Genomic DNA, 14463 nt, shown 5'->3' with positions numbered 1-14463 from the left:
GATCAGGCGCGCGGCGCGCGGGCGGCCTCGGGCGAGGCCTCGAGCAGCGCCGAGAGCGCGACCAGCTCCCGCGCCTGCTGGGCCCAGGGCGCGCGGCGCGCCAGGTAGAGCGCGACCGCCGGCCCGGCCGCGGGGAGCCCGCGCTCCTCCAGCGCCCCCATCAGCGCCTCGAAGTCGCAGGGCGGCTCCGGGTTCACCCGCAGCACGAGCCGGATCCGCGCGCACGCCTGCGCCGCCGCGTCGAGCACCCGCAGCCAACCGCCGCCGCCGGCGTGCGCGCTGCGCCGGGGCACCTCCAGCGCGACCTGCAGCCGCGCCACCCCGGCCCTCGCCAGCTGGCGCGCGGCCGCCGCGTCGAGGCCGGCGCCGTCCCCGACCACGTAGGCCGCGAACCCCACGCCCCACGCGAGGCAGGCGCGCTGCAGCCCGCTGGACAGGGCCGCCGCGGCGCCGAGCTCGCGGAGCGGCTCGCGGCCGAAGATCGCGAGGTCGAGCCAGCCGGCGCGGCGCTCGGCGACCCGGCGCAGCACGCTCTCGGCGAGCTCTCGAGCCCCGACGCCGCGGAGCCCGGGCCACGGCACATGGAGGTCGACGAGGCAGGAGAGGGCGGTGCCGCCGGGCGGCCCCCCGGCGAGCCGGGCCCTCACGTCTTCCTCGAAGAGCACGCGCATGCTCGCTCCCGCGGCGCCGAGCTCGCCCCGCTCCCCCTGGATCGACGTTGAGCCCGGGGCGCCGGGTCGGCCTTGACCCTCGTCACGCAACGTGGAGTTCAGGTGGGGTGCCTCCGCGCGGCGCGCCCTCGGCGGTGGCCCCCCGCCGCGCGGCGCTCGCCAGCCCCGCGCGTGGGGGACGCTTCGACTATGCTCCCGGGGTTCGCCCGCCAGCCGGGCGCGATGGAGGGGGCGTGAGCCGGAGCGTCACCGCTGAGGAGGCCGTCTCGGTCGTCCGGTCGGGGCACCGCGTCTTCGTGCACAGCGTCGCGGCCGCCCCGCGGCGGCTCATCGCGGCGCTCACCGCGCGCGCCGGGGAGCTGCGGGTGGTGGAGATGGTCCACCTGCACACCGAGGGCGAGGCGCCCTACGCCGCGCCGGAGCTCGCGAAGAGCTTCCGGGTGAACGCCCTCTTCGTCGGCGCGAACGTGCGCGCCGCCGTGCAGGAGGGGCGCGGCGACTACCTGCCCGTCTTCCTCTCCGAGGTGCCGCAGCTCTTCCGGCGCGGCCTGCTGCCGCTCGACGTGGCGCTCGTCTCGGTCTCGCCGCCCGACCGGCACGGGTTCTGCTCGCTCGGCGTCTCGGTGGACGTCGCCCGGGCGGCGGTGCAGACCGCGCGCACGGTGGTGGCGCAGGTGAACCGGCACATGCCGCGCACCCACGGCGACGGGCTCATCCACGCCGACGCCATCGACTACCTGGTGGAGGGCGACGACCCGCTGCCCGAGCTGGCGCCGCGGGCGCTCTCGGAGGTGGAGCGCGCCATCGGGCGCCACTGCGCCGAGCTGGTGGAGGACGGCGCCACGCTCCAGGTCGGGATCGGCGGGCTGCCGCAGGCGACGCTCGCCGCGCTGGCGGGGCACCAGCGCCTCGGCATCCACTCCGAGATGATCTCGGACGCGGTGGTGGACCTGGTGGAGCGGGGCGTCGTCACCGGCGAGGCCAAGCGCGTCCACCCGGGCAAGGTCGTGGCCGGGTTCGCCTTCGGGACGCGGCGCCTGTACGACTTCCTCGACGACAACCCGGCGGTGGCGATGCTCGACATCGCCTACGTGAACGACACCGCCGTCATCCGCCGCAACCCTCGCGTCACCGCCATCAACAGCGCGATCGAGGTGGACCTCACCGGCCAGGTGTGCGCCGACTCCATCGGGGACCTGCTCTACTCCGGCGTGGGCGGCCAGATGGACTTCATCCGCGGGGCCGCGCTGTCGGAGGGGGGCAAGCCCATCGTGGCCCTCCCCTCGACCACCAGCACCGGCGAGTCGCGCATCGTCTCCTACCTGAAGCCCGGCGCCGGGGTCGTCACCACCCGCGCCCACGTGCACTACGTCGTGACCGAGCACGGCATCGCCGACCTGTTCGGCAAGAACCTGCGCCAGCGCGCGGCGGCGCTGGTGGCGGTGGCCGACCCGCGGCACCGCGAGGCGCTCGCGGCCGAGGCCCGGCGGAGGTTCGGGAGCTGGTAGGGGTCCTTTCCAGGATCGCGCATCCGCCTCTCCCGACTGCTTTTCACGCCTGAGCCCCAGCGCTTCCGCGCGTCCGCGGCGAGATGAAACGTTGGCCGGGTCAGACCGGCCTGGTACGGCTCTGCCCGGGCATGGCTTCATCCCGGGACACCAGGCGCCGCGCGCTAGGGCGCGCCTCCTGGGATGAAGCAGGGCCCCGCGGCCGACCAGCCGCGGAGCCCCGACCACCGGCCTTGTCGGAGGCGCGATGGACAGCGTGCAGTCTACCCGGCGCCGCGTGCGGCGCCTCACCGAGACGTGGCTACGGTCGCAGCTCGGAAGCAGCGCCCCGCCCGCGAGGAGTGGGGCGACGCCGAGAAGCCCGGCCTGCGCGTGATCCGCGCCGCGGCGCGCGACCACGTCTCGCGGTGATGCCCCTCCTCGACGAGCAGAAGCGCCGAGCCCTCGAGTTCCAGGCGCGGGACCCGTGCGAAGCGATGGCGCAGTCGACGGAGGGCCAGGTCTACACCGGCCTCGACTTCTCCGCCGCCTACGTCGCGGCGAAGGCGCTCGTTGACGGGCTGCGCCGTGGCGTGTCTGCCGACCTGGTCGAGGAGCTGGACGACGCCGCCGCCGAGTTCACCGCGGAGCGTCTCGCGGAGATCGGCCTCTCGAAGGACGGAGCGAACTGAAATGACGCTTCTCGAGGCGGCGCAGGTCGGAGAAGTGCTCTCGGGGGTCGGCACCGCGGCTGCTGTTCTCGTGGCGGCGTTCGGGATCCGAGGGTGGAAGAGAGATCGGCGGCGGGAGCGGCGGAGCGAGGCGGCGGCCACCGGGATCGTCGCGCTCACGACCGCGTGCGACGCGCTGGCGGGTTGGACGGGGGCGATCGCGATGAAGGCCCACTATCTCGAGGGCGTTGGCACCGGCACGGGGATGATCATTGAGCGGATGGCCGACGTCATGAAGCAGGGCCGCTCCGCAACGGAGGAGCCGCTGCAGCAACTCCGCGCCGCAGCAGCGCTCGCCGTCGCCTACCTGACGGACGAAGAGGCGAAGACACTGAGGAGCGCGCTCGCGATCGCTCCGGACGTCGAGAAGGAGCACCACGAGTTCATGATGAACATCGTGAGCATCGCGAATCCCTCGCTGAAGCACGTCGCCGTGTTCTTCGACGAGTTCACGGACAGCATTGGGCGCCTGCGGGATGAAGGCGTAGCGGCCCTGAGGCCGGTCGCGCGGTTCGACGTCGACTGATCCAGCACCCTGCCGGCGGGGGGAGGGTAAGGCGGCCGGCCTCCGAATGATTGGGGCTCCCCCATGTGACGTCAGCCTGTGGCTCCCTTAAGCAGCCGAGCGGTGCCCTGATTCGGGTCGCAGGCTGGCAGGCATTGCGCCCGACATCTGCCTGGACTAACCTCCGGACATCGCAGCGGACATCCGGCTCGAACAAGCTGATCTAGTGCTCTGATATTTCAGGTGTTCTGTTGGACATCAGGAGGCGCCATGCCACGGAAGTACGAGGTGACGCATCCTTGGCTCAAGTTCACGGTCGATCTTTCCCCTGGCCGCGTGTCGGCCCGCGTTTGGATGCTCCTCGGGGAAGCCAGGTCGAAGTGCGAGCACATCGGCGGCGTGCCTCTGCGGCCCGAGATCGCGAAGAAACTCTACACGGTTACGTTGGCCAAGGGCGTCGCCGCTACGACCGCGATCGAGGGCAACACGCTCTCGGCCGAGGACGTGGAGAAACGCATCGAGGGGAAGCTCCAAGTGCCGCAGTCGAAGGCGTACCAGGTGCAGGAGGTCGACAACATCCTGGCGGCCTTGAACGGCGTCATCCACCCCGATCTCATCCGCGGCTCGCTTCCGCCGCTCACGCCCCCGCGCATCCGCCTGTTCAACAGCCTCGTGCTCAAGGGCCTGCCGCTCTCCCCCGAGGTCGTCCCTGGACAGGTTCGGACGCATGGCGTCGGTGTGGGACCATACCTGGCTCCGCCCGCCGAAGACTGCGAGTACCTGCTGGACCGGCTCTGCCAATGGCTGGGGGGCGAAGACTTCGACGCGCGGGAGCGTCCCGAGTTGGCGCTCCCGGTCGCGATCCTCAAGGCGGTGTTGGCGCACCTGTACATCGCCTGGATTCACCCATTCGCGGATGGGAATGGGCGCACCGCTCGACTCATCGAACTCCAGATCCTTGCGGCGGCGAGCGTGCCCGACGTCGCGTGCCACCTGCTCAGCAACCACTACAACGACACGCGCACCGAGTACTACCGGCAACTGCAGGCCGCGAGCCAGTCCGGTGGCGACGTCCTTCCGTTCATCGAGTATGCACTGGGAGGGTTTGTCGAAGGCCTGACTCATCACATCGCGATCGTACGGGAGCACCAGCAGCGCGTCGCGTGGATCAACTATGTTCACGATCAGTTCAGAACCAGGAAGACGCCGAGCGCCTCGCGGATGAAGGATCTCGTCCTCGAGCTTTCGAAGAAGGATGCGCCTGTTCCGCGGCGTGACCTGCCGAGGCTCAGTCCTCAGCTCGCGGTGGCGTACGCCGGAACGACCGACAAGACGCTTTCGCGCGACGTGAACGCACTTGAGGGAATGGGGCTCATCATGAAGACGGACGCCGGGTACAGGGCGATGAGCGAGATCATCCTCGCGTTCTGCCCAGCGCGACACGGACAGGCACGGCCGCAACTGACGCCACCCGCCGAGCCGCCCTCACCGCAGCAGTCGCTTGCGCTCTAGCGCCCGCCGGGACCTTCGCGCGGCCTTGGACGCGCGATGAACCGGAGAGAAGGCATGCCCTGGTACTACTCCGACGCCGCGGTTGGCGGTCTGGTCGCTCTGCTCGCGATCATGGTGACGACGATTCTCGCTACTCGCGACCGGTATGAGCGCCAGCTCGTCGTCATCGACCCCACGCGCACGCGCGTCTTGTTCGAGGAGGGCAGCGGCGAGCCCCACCGCGCGATTCTCTCGCTACTCAGCACCGGGAACCGTCCGACGGTGATCCGCGACGTGCGGCTCGTCGCGGCCGATGGCAAGCCATTCGTCAGCTACCGTGGAGCCGACCGCATCGCCCCGGCGCTTCCGTTTCGGCTCGACGCACCTGACGAACGCGTGGTGACCCTGGAACTCACCGACCGCGAAGCGCAGCAACTCGACCACATCGATGTCGAGTTCCTCGGCGGGACGAAACCTGTCCGATGGCCTTACATTCGGTTGAGCGCCGCCGCGACTGGAACGAGCTCCGCGTCCGCGATACTGAGTACCGCGCCGGCGGCCACCGACACCACTACCGCGCCCGACCACGCCGGGGATGTCCTCACCCCTGTGCAGAAGCCGACGGCCCCCAAGGCGGAGCAGCTCCAGGTCGGAGAGAAGGCGACGGACACCCTCACGCCCGCGCCCACGTCCAGGCCGAAGTAGCGGCGCGCCAAGGGCCACACGTATGCGGGGTGATGGGGCCGCCGCTGGCGCCTACGTGAGCCGGATGATGCGTCCCTCGGTTCGCGCGCGCTCCCAGTCCTCGTCCTGTTTCCGCTTCTCGGCCGCGAGTTTCTCCTCGCGCTCGCGCTGCTCGGCCGCGAGCTTCTCCTCGCGCGTTCGGCGCTCGGCCTCCGCCCGGTCGCGCTCCGGTTTCGTCTCGGCGAAGATCCGGGCGCGCCGCTCCTCTTGGAGCTGCGCCTTGGTTCGCTTCAGCTCGGCCCGCAGGTCCGCCTCGGCCGTGATGGCACGCCGAAGGTCTGCCACATGGCGGGTGTACACGTGCGCCGCGAGCATCCCGGCCATGAACCCCACCATGGCCCCGAACTCTCCCTCGTGCATGTACAGCTGCGCGAACTCGAAGCCGCCCGCCGCCGCGACGGCGAACACGAGCAGGGCGGCCGCCGTGATCGGCTCCGCAAGCGCGAGCAGTAATCGGCGCCATTCCGGAAGCTGCGCCTCCCGGGCGTTCCGGATCTGCCGCCGGCGCCACTCCTCGTCGGTCTCCGGCTCCCGAGCGTCCTGCTCGAGGCCGAACATGCACAGGCCGCCGTACGCGGCGAACAAGGCCCCGACGACGAGCACCCCGATGCGCAGACCGTCCATGGAGCGGCCCTCCTGGGGTGACGGTACGCCGCGGCGCTCGCGCCGACGCTGACCGGCGTCAGGCCGCTCCCGCACTGCCGCGAGGGCGCGCACCGCCCCACGCCCTCCGGCCCGCGATCGCCTCGCCGCGGCCGCTCTGGAGGGACTGGCGCTGCCGTTGCGCGCGCACTCCCCGCCCGCCATGAAGCGGACGTGCAGCCCACCCTCCGCCGCCCTCCTGGTACGCGCCGCCGGCCGGCGTCGGCGGTGGGGCTCGGCCGCACGGCTTCATCCCGGGCCGCCAGCCACCAACGCATGCCCTACTGCCGCAGCGGTTCCGTGAACCTAGCCCGGCGGAGGTTCGGGAGCTGGTAGACCGCGCCCGCGAGCCCGCCATCGGCGATCACGCCGTCCTCGGGGACGGCCGGTCGACGGCGCTGGTCACGCGGCAGGGGTGCGTCGACTGGCTGTGCTGGCCGCGCTTCGACAGCCCGGCCGTCTTCGACCGCCTGCTCGACCCCGCCGCGGGCGGGCACTTCACCGTCGCGCCGGCGAGCGGGTGGCCCTCCTCGCGCCGGTACCTCCCCGGCACCAACGTCCTCGAGACGCGCTTCGAGTCCGCGGCCGGCGCGCTGACGCTCGTCGACCTCATGCCGCTCGGCGACGCGGACGGCGGCGCGGCCGGGCTCCACGCCGAGCGCGAGCTCCTGCGCCTGGCGCGCTGCGAGCGGGGCGAGGTGGAGCTGGAGGTGGTGCTGGCGGCCCGCCCTCGCTTCGGCGCGGCGCCGGTCCGGTGGCGCGACGCCGGGGCGCTCGGGCTGCGCCTGTCGAGCGCGGCCGAGCTCTTCGCGCTGCGCGGGGAGCCGCGCCTGCCGCTCGCGCCCGGGGGCGGGGTGCGGACGCGCCTGCGCCTGCGGGCGGGCGAGACGGCGCGGTTCTCCTTCACCCACGCCACCGAGTCGCCGGCGGTGCTGCCGCCGCTCGGGGCCGCGGCCGAGGAGCGCCTGGCGCGGACGGCGCGGGCCTGGGCGCGCTGGTCGGCGCGCACGAGGTACTGCGGGCCGTTCCAGGAGGAGGTGCGGCGGAGCGCGCTCACGCTCAAGCTGCTCGCGCACTCGCCCTCCGGCGCCATCGTGGCGGCGGCGACCACCTCGCTCCCGGAGCAGGTGGGCGGGTCCCTCAACTGGGATTATCGGTACTGCTGGCTCCGGGACGCCTCGCTCACGGTGCGGGCGCTCTTCGGGCTCGGCCACGCCGAGGAGGCGGAGGCGTTCCTGGGGTGGCTCTTGCACTCGACCCGGCTCACCCGGCCCGCGCTCGACATCCTCTACGACGTCTACGGGCGCCGCCCGCCGGCCGAGCGCGAGCTCCCCCTGCCCGGCTACCGCGGCTCGCGCCCGGTGCGGACCGGCAACGCCGCGCGCGACCAGGTGCAGCTCGACGTGTACGGGGAGGTGCTGGACGCCGCGGCGCAGCTCGTGCGCACCGAGGGCTCCATCGACCGCGACACCGCCCGCATGCTGACCGCCTTCGGCGACTACGTGTGCCGGCACTGGCGCGAGCCCGACGAGGGGCTGTGGGAGCCGCGCGGCGGGCGCGAGCACCACACCCACTCCAAGGTGCTGTGCTGGGCCGCCCTCGACCGGGTGCTCACGCTCGCCGCGGCGGGCCACCTCCCCCGCGTCGCGCGGGGCGCCCTGGCGCGCGAGCGCGCCGCGCTGCGGGAGGCGATCGAGCGGGAGGCGTGGAGCGACGCCCTGCAGAGCTACACCGGGACCTTCGGCGGGCAGGAGGTGGACGCCGCGCTCCTCCAGCTGCCCTGGTACGGCTACCTGCCGGCCGGAGCGCCGCGCATGCGCGCCACCTACCGGCGCGTGGAGGAGCAGCTCGGGGCGGGGCGCGGGCTGCTGTACCGTCACCGCCGGCGCGACCCGGCCTGGCGGGAGGGCGCCTTCGGGATCTGCGGCTTCTGGGCCGCCGAGTACCTCGCGCTGGGCGGCGGCACGGCGGCCGAGGCCGAGGCGCGCATCGCGGCGCTGCTCGCCACCGCGAACGACCTCGGCCTGTTCGCGGAGGAGGTCGATCCCGCGACCGGCGAGGCGCTCGGCAACTTCCCCCAGGCCTTCACCCACATCGGCCTCGTGAACGCCTGCCTCACCCTGCAGAACCGGCTCACCGGCGCCGAGCAGCTCTCGCACCAGCGCCACCTGCCGGAGGCCGACGGCGGGGGCGCCGGGACCGGCGAGGAGGTCCACTCGTGAGCCTCGGGGAATGGGTGCTGTGGGGGTTCGCCGCCACCGTCGTCCTCACCACGATCCTGGCCGGCGGGCAGGGGTTCGGCCTGACGCGGATGAGCATCCCCTTCCTCCTCGGGACGCTCTTCACCGGCCACCGCGACCGCGCCAAGGTGATCGGGGTGGCGATCCACCTCCTGAACGGCTGGGCGTTCGCGCTCCTCTACCTGGCGCTGTTCCGGGCCTGGGGCGGGGGTGGGCTCCTCCGCGGCGCGGCGATGGGGGCGGTGCACGCGCTCTTCGTGCTCACCGTGGTGCTGCCGGTGTACCCCGGCCTCCACCCGCGCATGGCGAGCGAGCACCACGGGCCGGACGTGCGGCGGCAGCTCGAGCCGCCGGGCTTCCTCGGCCTGCACTACGGGTTCCAGACGCCGATCCTGGTGCTGGCGGCGCACCTCGTCTACGGGGCCATCCTCGGCGCCTTCTACCGCTTCGGCTGACGGTCGGGCGGGCGCACGGGCGCCGGCGGCCGTCCGGGCGTGGCTATCTTTCCGGCAGGATGACGACGGGCGCGTCAGGGGCGCCGGCCGGGCCCGACGGCGAGGCCCAGGGTGGCCGGAGGCGGGCCGCGCGGCGGCTGCACCGGTGGTGGCGTGGGCTCGGCCTGGCGCTGCTCCTGCTACTCGCCCTGCTCGCCGCCGCGCGGCTCGCGCTGGAGCCGCTCCTCGCGCGGCGCACCCACGCGGCGCTGGAGCACACGAAGGGGATCTGGGGGACGTTTTCGCGGGTCGAGGTGAGCGTGCTCCACCTCTCTTACGAGCTCCACGACCTGCGCGTCGACAAGGTCGGCGAGGGCGGCGCGCGGGTGCCGTACCTGACCGTGCGGCGGCTCGAGGCGGGGCTGTACTGGCGGGAGCTGCTCCACCGGCACCTGGTCGGCGCGCTCGGGCTCGACCGGGCGAAGCTCGAGATCCACGCCACCGGCGGCGCCGGGGGCAAGCCGCCGGCCGAGGCACCCATCGACCTCGCGAAGGTGCTGAACCAGTTCGTGCCCTTCCGCCTCGACCGGGCGGAGGTGCGCGGCGGCGAGATCCTCTGGGTCGACGAGCACGTGCCCGGCCACCCGAAGCTCTGGTTCCACGGCATCGAGGCGACCCTGGAGAACTTCGCCACGCGCGCCGCCCTCGCCCGGGGCGAGCCGTCCATCCTGGCGGTGAGCGCCACGCTCCAGCGCTCGGGCCGCGTGTCGCTGTACGCCTCGGCCGACCCGCTGGCGAAGGGGCTCACCTTCGCCGGCCAGGCGCGGCTCGCCGGGCTGGCGCTCCCGGAGCTGGGCGCCCTCCTCGCCGCCACCGCCGGCCTCACCCCGACGCAGGGTACGCTCGACGTGAACCTCGCCTTCAAGGCGGTCGACGGCCACCTCTCGGGCGGCATCCGGCCCATCCTGCGGGATCCCGGCGTACAGCAGGCGAAGCCGGGCTTCGGCCACCGGCTCAAGGCCCTCCTCGCCGACCTCGCCATCGACGTGCTCTCGGACCGCGTGCCGGGCCGGAACGCGGTCGCCACCACCATCCCCATCGAGGGCGACGTGCGGCAGCCGGGCGCCCAGGTGTGGACCACCGTGCTCGGCGTCGTGAGGAACGCCTTCGTGGCGGGGCTCTCCGACAGCTTCGCCCGGCTCCCGCCGCCGCAGGCGCAGCGCGGCGAGACCCCGAAGCAGCAGGCGCGCCGGCCGCCGGCGACCCAGCGCGGCACGCTGGGAGAGGACGGCGGCTGAGGTGAGGCGCCTCGTCGCGCTCCTCGGCTGCACCTGCCTGGCGCTCGCCTGCCGGCACACCCAGCGCGTCGAGGCGCCCGGCAGCGAACGAAGCGACGGCGCGCACGCGCGCGGGAAGAAGGAGGAGCAGGGCGGCACCGGCAAGGCGACCTCGACGCGCGTGCCGGCGCGCGCCGGTCACCCGGCCGTCGCGGCGTCGCCCGAAGAGCTCATGCAGCCGGGCTCCGCCCTCCGGATCCAGGAGGCGCTCCGCGCCCGCGGGCTGCTCCGCGAGCCGGCCTCGGGCGAGCTGGACGAGCCGACCAGCGCGGCGCTGCGGCGCTTCCAGGGGCAGGAGCACCTCGCCCAGACCGGCGCGCCGGACCGCGAGACGCTGCGGCGGCTCGGGATCGACCCGCAGGGCGTGTATCGCTCCGTGCCGGAGGGACGCGAAGCCGCGCCCAGGCCGTGAGCGCGGACCGACCGCTGACGCAGCGCGGTGGCCGCGCTCGCGGGCTCCTCGCAGGTCCCGCTCGGGCTCCCTCGCTTGCCAGGTCGGCCGGCCGTGCTCATGGTCGGGGTGCGTCCCCATCAACCTGCCGAGCCAGCGCGCTCGACTCGCGCGCGCCTGCGCAGCGAGCCGTCACGGAGTCGTGACCGGCTCGCCCAGGGGAGGACGCGGAGGTCTGCGACGCTGTCGTGAGAGGTGCGCACCGCACCGGAGGAGGACGCCGGATGGCCGACTGCAACATCAGCCGCGAGCGGGACGGAGAGCGCGTCCTCTACCGGATGTCGGGCGTCTTCGATCGCATCGGCGCCTGGGCCCTCCGGGAGAAGCTCGAGGTCGAGACGGCGGCGGACGTGCTGCTCGACTTCAGCCTGGTGCGCGACTTCTCCGACCTGGGCGTCGCCGTCGTGGCGCACGCGCTCCACGAGACCCCCCGGCGCGTGCGCTTCCGCGGCCTGCGGCAGCACCAGCTCCGCATCTTCCGCTACTGCGGCCTCTCGATCGACGACGGCGCGCGCGCCTCGCCGGCGACGGCCGCGGCGCCCGCGGCCGAGCTCTCCTGAGCGCGGGACCCGGCCGCGGCTACGACCCCGGCCCGCCGCCAGGCGGCGCGCTGGCCGGCGCCTTCGGGATCTTCGCCTTCACCGCAGGGAGGTCCCCGGGGTCCCGGCCGCCGGCGCCCGCGAGGTGGTTCGCGGCGATGTACTGCTCGAGGTGGCTGACGCGGTCGGGCGTGGGCGGGTGGTCGGACAGGAACTTCGCGAACCCGGGCTGCTGGCCCTCGAGCTTCTCGAGCTTCTGGAAGAAGGTGATGAGCCCGCGCGGATCGTAGCCGGCGCCGCTCGCGAAGCGCGCACCGTACTCGTCCGCCTCGGTCTCGTCCTCGCGCGAGTTCGCGAGCATGAGCCCCTTCCCGCCCGCGCCCGCCACCACCTGCGAGAGGGCGCTCGGGTTCTTCCCCAGCGCCAGCGCCGCGACCGCCTCGAGGCCCATCGCGTCGACCATCTGCCGGGCGGAGTGGCGCGCGACCACGTGCCCGGCCTCGTGCGAGAGCACCCCCGCCACCTCCGCCGGCGTGTCGGCCGCGAGGAGCAGCCCCGAGTAGACGTACAGGTACCCGCCGGGCGTGGCGAAGGCGTTGACCGTCTTCGGGTCGTCGATGACGTGCACCTGCCACTTCACGCCCGGCCGCTCCTTCTCCGCCAGCGGCAGGATCTTGTCGGTGATGCCCTTCACGAACCCGACCACCGCCGGGTCCTGGAGGTACTTCACGTGCTGCTCCTGCTCCAGCTGCTGCTTCACCTGCACCCCGAGCTGCGACTCCTGCTGATCCGAGATGAGCGCCTTCGCGAGGGCGGTCTCGGCCTTGCCGCGCTGCGCGTGGCTGCAGGCGAGCCCGAGCAGCGACGCGAGGCCGGCGGCGACGAGCTTCCCCGAGCTGGACACGCCGCCGGCCCCTCGTCAGACCGTCGCCGCGCCGCGGCGCATCACGGCGAAGATGAGGCTGATGACCGCCAGGACCAGGAGCAGGTGGATCCACCAGCCCATGGTCGCGCCGCTCACCATCCCGAGTGCCCACAACACGAACAGGATGATCGTGACTGTCCACAGCATGTGTTTCCCTCCCTCGGTCAAACGCTAATCCCGACCTCCGCGGCGCGGGAGCCATCCCCCGAGGAGCGCGCCCCTGTCCGGGCGCACGCCCGCCCGGCCCGCCCCTTGCCGCGCGGCAGGCGGCGGATCGAGCTTTGGCGGGGAGGCATCCATGGCGCGCGCGATCTGGAGCGGCTCGATCAGCTTCGGCCTGGTCAACATCCCGGTGAAGCTGTTCAGCGCCATCTCGCACAAGGAGGTGCACTTCCACATGCTCCACGACGCGGACGGCGCGCGCATCAACCTGAAGCGCTTCTGCTCCGCCGAGAACGTCGAGGTGCCCTACGAGCACATCGTGAAGGGGTACGAGCTGTCGCGGGGCCGCTACGTCACGGTGACGGGCGAGGAGCTCGAGGCGGCGGATCCGAAGGGCGCCCGGACGGTCGAGATCCAGGACTTCGTCGAGCTCGCCGAGATCGACCCCATCTACTACGACCAGACCTACTACCTGGCGCCCGACCGCGGCGCCGGGAAGGCCTACGCGCTCCTGCTCGACGCCATGCGCCGGACCGGCAAGGTCGGCATCGCGCGGGTCGTCCTGCGCAGCAAGGAGGCGCTCTGCTGCGTCCGCCCCATGGGCGGCGCGCTGGCGCTCTCCACCATGAACCACGCCGACGAGGTGGTGGGCCTCGACCAGCTCGAGCTCCCGGAGAGCCCCGCGCCGGCCCCGCGCGAGCTGGAGATGGCGGAGCGGCTGGTCGAGTCGCTCACCACCGGCTTCGAGCCCTCCCGCTACCACGACACCCACCGGGAGAAGATCCTGGCGCTGATCGAACGCAAGGCGGCCGGGGAGCAGGTGGTCGCGCCGCCGGAGGAGGCGCCGGCCAAGGTGGTGAACCTGGCGGACGCGCTGGCCGCGAGCCTCGCCGCGGCGCGGCGCCACCCGGCCCCGGCCCAGGAACCCTCGGCGGCCGCGCCGGCCCGGGCGCACCGGACCGCGCCGCGGCGCGAGGCGGCGCACACCGCCGGCCACCGCAAGAAGCGGGGCGGCTCGTGAGCGCGCGCCGCGCGGTCGAGGTGCAGATCGGCGGGCGCCGGCTGGAGCTGTCGAACCTCGAGAAGGTCTTCTACCCGGCCACCGGCTTCACCAAGGGCCAGGTGATCGACTACTACCTCCGGATCGCGCCCGCCCTGCTGCCCCACCTGCGCGACCGGCCCCTCACGCTGAAGCGGTACCCCGAGGGCGCGCAGGGGCCGCACTTCTACGAGAAGCGCTGCCCGGCCCACCGTCCGGCCTGGCTCCGGACGGCCGGCGTCTGGAGCGGGGTGCAGGAGGAGGAGATCCGGTTCTGCGTGGTGGACGACCTCGCGTCGCTCATCTGGGCGGTGAACCTGGCCGACCTCGAGATGCACACGTACCTCCACCGCGCGCCGGCGGTGGACCGCCCGACGGCGCTCGTGTTCGACCTCGATCCGGGGCCGCCGGCCGACGTCGTCCAGTGCTGCGAGGTGGCGCGGGTCCTCAAGGGCCTCTTCGACCGGCTGGGCCTCGCCTCGTTCCCCAAGACCTCCGGCTCGAAGGGGCTCCAGGTGTACGTCCCGCTCAACACGCCGGTCGGGTACGCCGCGACCAAGCCCTTCGCCCGGGCGGTGGCGGAGCTGCTCGAGCGCGAGCGGCCCGATCTGGTGGTGTCGTCGATGAAGAAGGCCCTCCGTGCGGGGAAGGTCCTCGTCGACTGGAGCCAGAACGACGCGCACAAGACCACCGTCTGCGCCTGGTCGCTCCGCGCCAAGGAGCGGCCGACGGTCTCCACCCCGCTGCGCTGGGAGGAGGTCGAGGCCGCGCTCGCGGCGCGCGACCCCGCCGCGCTCGCGTTCGACGCGGCCGAGGCGCTGCGGCGCTTCGAGCGCGACGGCGACCTCTTCGCGCCGGTGCTGAAGCTCAGGCAGCGGCTGCCCGCGGCGGGGGTGGGCGCCGCGCCGGGCCCGGCCCCGGAGCGCGGGCGGCGCGCGCCCGGCGGGCGGCGGAGCGCCCGCTCGCCCGGGCGCAAGGCGGGCCGGAAGGAAGAGCGCACGCCGCCTCCGGGCGGTGGCCCCGGCACGCCGGAGGATGGATACCTTTCCTCCTAGCGCGAGGGCC

The 14463-nt window shown here is 73.6% G+C and carries 16 protein-coding genes; 12 read left to right on the top strand and 4 right to left on the bottom strand.

The window, feature by feature from the left end; all coding sequences use genetic code 11:
• Nucleotides 1-2: 2 nt before the first annotated feature.
• The gene (locus HWY08_RS04395) at nt 3-671 is read right to left on the bottom strand and encodes a hypothetical protein (protein ID WP_176063327.1); all 669 of its coding nucleotides are present in this window, start codon (nt 669-671) and stop codon (nt 3-5) included.
• Between the two features lie 233 nt (nt 672-904).
• On the opposite strand from HWY08_RS04395, the gene HWY08_RS04390 reads away from it, so the two are divergent.
• From HWY08_RS04390 to HWY08_RS04370, 5 genes are all read left to right on the top strand, one after another.
• Entirely contained in the window at nt 905-2179 is a 1275-nt protein-coding gene (locus HWY08_RS04390) for an acetyl-CoA hydrolase/transferase family protein (RefSeq protein ID WP_176063325.1), read from the top strand.
• Nucleotides 2180-2589: 410 nt separating this feature from the next.
• Nucleotides 2590-2850 carry a hypothetical protein gene (locus HWY08_RS04385; RefSeq protein ID WP_176063323.1) on the top strand — a complete coding sequence of 87 codons (261 nt, stop codon included), beginning with the start codon at nt 2590-2592 and terminating at the stop codon, nt 2848-2850.
• A 1-nt stretch (nt 2851) separates the two neighbouring features.
• Nucleotides 2852-3415 carry a hypothetical protein gene (locus HWY08_RS04380; RefSeq protein ID WP_176063321.1) on the top strand — a complete coding sequence of 188 codons (564 nt, stop codon included), beginning with the start codon at nt 2852-2854 and terminating at the stop codon, nt 3413-3415.
• Nucleotides 3416-3664: 249 nt separating this feature from the next.
• Nucleotides 3665-4906 (top strand): Fic family protein, encoded by a 1242-nt coding sequence (locus HWY08_RS04375; protein WP_176063319.1) that lies wholly within the window; start codon nt 3665-3667, stop codon nt 4904-4906.
• Nucleotides 4907-4960: 54 nt separating this feature from the next.
• Nucleotides 4961-5590: a hypothetical protein gene (locus HWY08_RS04370; RefSeq protein WP_176063317.1), complete on the top strand. Its 630-nt coding sequence runs from the start codon at nt 4961-4963 to the stop codon at nt 5588-5590.
• A 51-nt stretch (nt 5591-5641) separates the two neighbouring features.
• On the opposite strand, the gene HWY08_RS04365 is transcribed toward HWY08_RS04370, so the two are convergent.
• Nucleotides 5642-6253 carry a hypothetical protein gene (locus tag HWY08_RS04365; protein WP_176063315.1) on the bottom strand — a complete coding sequence of 204 codons (612 nt, stop codon included), beginning with the start codon at nt 6251-6253 and terminating at the stop codon, nt 5642-5644.
• Between the two features lie 302 nt (nt 6254-6555).
• Here HWY08_RS04365 and HWY08_RS04360 point away from each other — a divergent pair, with 302 nt between their 5' ends.
• From HWY08_RS04360 to HWY08_RS04340, 5 genes are all read left to right on the top strand, one after another.
• Nucleotides 6556-8493: a glycoside hydrolase family 15 protein gene (locus HWY08_RS04360; protein ID WP_371869298.1), complete on the top strand. Its 1938-nt coding sequence runs from the start codon at nt 6556-6558 to the stop codon at nt 8491-8493.
• Nucleotides 8490-8966: a hypothetical protein gene (locus HWY08_RS04355; RefSeq protein WP_176063313.1), complete on the top strand. Its 477-nt coding sequence runs from the start codon at nt 8490-8492 to the stop codon at nt 8964-8966. The genes HWY08_RS04360 and HWY08_RS04355 overlap by 4 nt, the downstream gene beginning before the upstream one ends.
• Before the next feature lie 59 nt (nt 8967-9025).
• Entirely contained in the window at nt 9026-10243 is a 1218-nt protein-coding gene (locus tag HWY08_RS04350) for a DUF748 domain-containing protein (protein WP_176063311.1), read from the top strand.
• A 1-nt stretch (nt 10244) separates the two neighbouring features.
• Nucleotides 10245-10694: a peptidoglycan-binding domain-containing protein gene (locus tag HWY08_RS21770; protein WP_235969452.1), complete on the top strand. Its 450-nt coding sequence runs from the start codon at nt 10245-10247 to the stop codon at nt 10692-10694.
• A gap of 263 nt (nt 10695-10957) precedes the next feature.
• Nucleotides 10958-11293, top strand: a complete 336-nt coding sequence (locus HWY08_RS04340; protein ID WP_176063309.1) for an STAS domain-containing protein — start codon at nt 10958-10960, stop codon at nt 11291-11293.
• Nucleotides 11294-11312: 19 nt separating this feature from the next.
• Here the strand turns inward: HWY08_RS04340 and HWY08_RS04335 are convergent, their stop codons facing one another.
• Nucleotides 11313-12176 carry a M48 family metallopeptidase gene (locus tag HWY08_RS04335; protein WP_176063307.1) on the bottom strand — a complete coding sequence of 288 codons (864 nt, stop codon included), beginning with the start codon at nt 12174-12176 and terminating at the stop codon, nt 11313-11315.
• A gap of 15 nt (nt 12177-12191) precedes the next feature.
• Nucleotides 12192-12344: a lmo0937 family membrane protein gene (locus HWY08_RS04330; RefSeq protein ID WP_176063305.1), complete on the bottom strand. Its 153-nt coding sequence runs from the start codon at nt 12342-12344 to the stop codon at nt 12192-12194.
• A gap of 151 nt (nt 12345-12495) precedes the next feature.
• Between HWY08_RS04330 and ku the strand changes: the two genes are divergently transcribed.
• Together ku and ligD are read left to right on the top strand one after the other, a co-directional pair.
• A complete protein-coding gene (gene ku, locus HWY08_RS04325; RefSeq protein ID WP_176063301.1) occupies nt 12496-13380 on the top strand; it encodes a non-homologous end joining protein Ku in 885 nt (294 codons plus the stop codon).
• Nucleotides 13377-14453, top strand: coding sequence for a non-homologous end-joining DNA ligase (ligD, locus tag HWY08_RS04320; protein ID WP_235969451.1), 1077 nt, complete (start codon nt 13377-13379; stop codon nt 14451-14453). Before ku ends, ligD begins: the two co-directional genes overlap by 4 nt.
• The last annotated feature ends 10 nt before the right edge of the window (nt 14454-14463 follow it).

The sequence above is a fragment of the Anaeromyxobacter diazotrophicus genome, assembly GCF_013340205.1.
Taxonomy (GTDB): Bacteria; Myxococcota; Myxococcia; order Myxococcales; family Anaeromyxobacteraceae; genus Anaeromyxobacter_A; species Anaeromyxobacter_A diazotrophicus.
The sequence above is the reverse complement of the archived record's forward strand: the minus strand, read 5'-3'. Positions and strand labels throughout refer to the sequence as shown.

Coding starts and splice junctions, on each gene's coding strand:
- HWY08_RS04375 (WP_176063319.1), top strand. CDS start 3,665: ATGCCACGGAAGTACGAGGTGACGCATCCTTGGCTCAAGTTCACGGTC.
- HWY08_RS04370 (WP_176063317.1), top strand. CDS start 4,961: ATGCCCTGGTACTACTCCGACGCCGCGGTTGGCGGTCTGGTCGCTCTG.
- HWY08_RS04365 (WP_176063315.1), bottom strand. CDS start 6,253: ATGGACGGTCTGCGCATCGGGGTGCTCGTCGTCGGGGCCTTGTTCGCC.
- HWY08_RS04340 (WP_176063309.1), top strand. CDS start 10,958: ATGGCCGACTGCAACATCAGCCGCGAGCGGGACGGAGAGCGCGTCCTC.
- HWY08_RS04380 (WP_176063321.1), top strand. CDS start 2,852: ATGACGCTTCTCGAGGCGGCGCAGGTCGGAGAAGTGCTCTCGGGGGTC.
- ku (WP_176063301.1), top strand. CDS start 12,496: ATGGCGCGCGCGATCTGGAGCGGCTCGATCAGCTTCGGCCTGGTCAAC.
- HWY08_RS04330 (WP_176063305.1), bottom strand. CDS start 12,344: ATGCTGTGGACAGTCACGATCATCCTGTTCGTGTTGTGGGCACTCGGG.
- HWY08_RS04385 (WP_176063323.1), top strand. CDS start 2,590: ATGCCCCTCCTCGACGAGCAGAAGCGCCGAGCCCTCGAGTTCCAGGCG.
- HWY08_RS04395 (WP_176063327.1), bottom strand. CDS start 671: ATGCGCGTGCTCTTCGAGGAAGACGTGAGGGCCCGGCTCGCCGGGGGG.
- HWY08_RS04350 (WP_176063311.1), top strand. CDS start 9,026: ATGACGACGGGCGCGTCAGGGGCGCCGGCCGGGCCCGACGGCGAGGCC.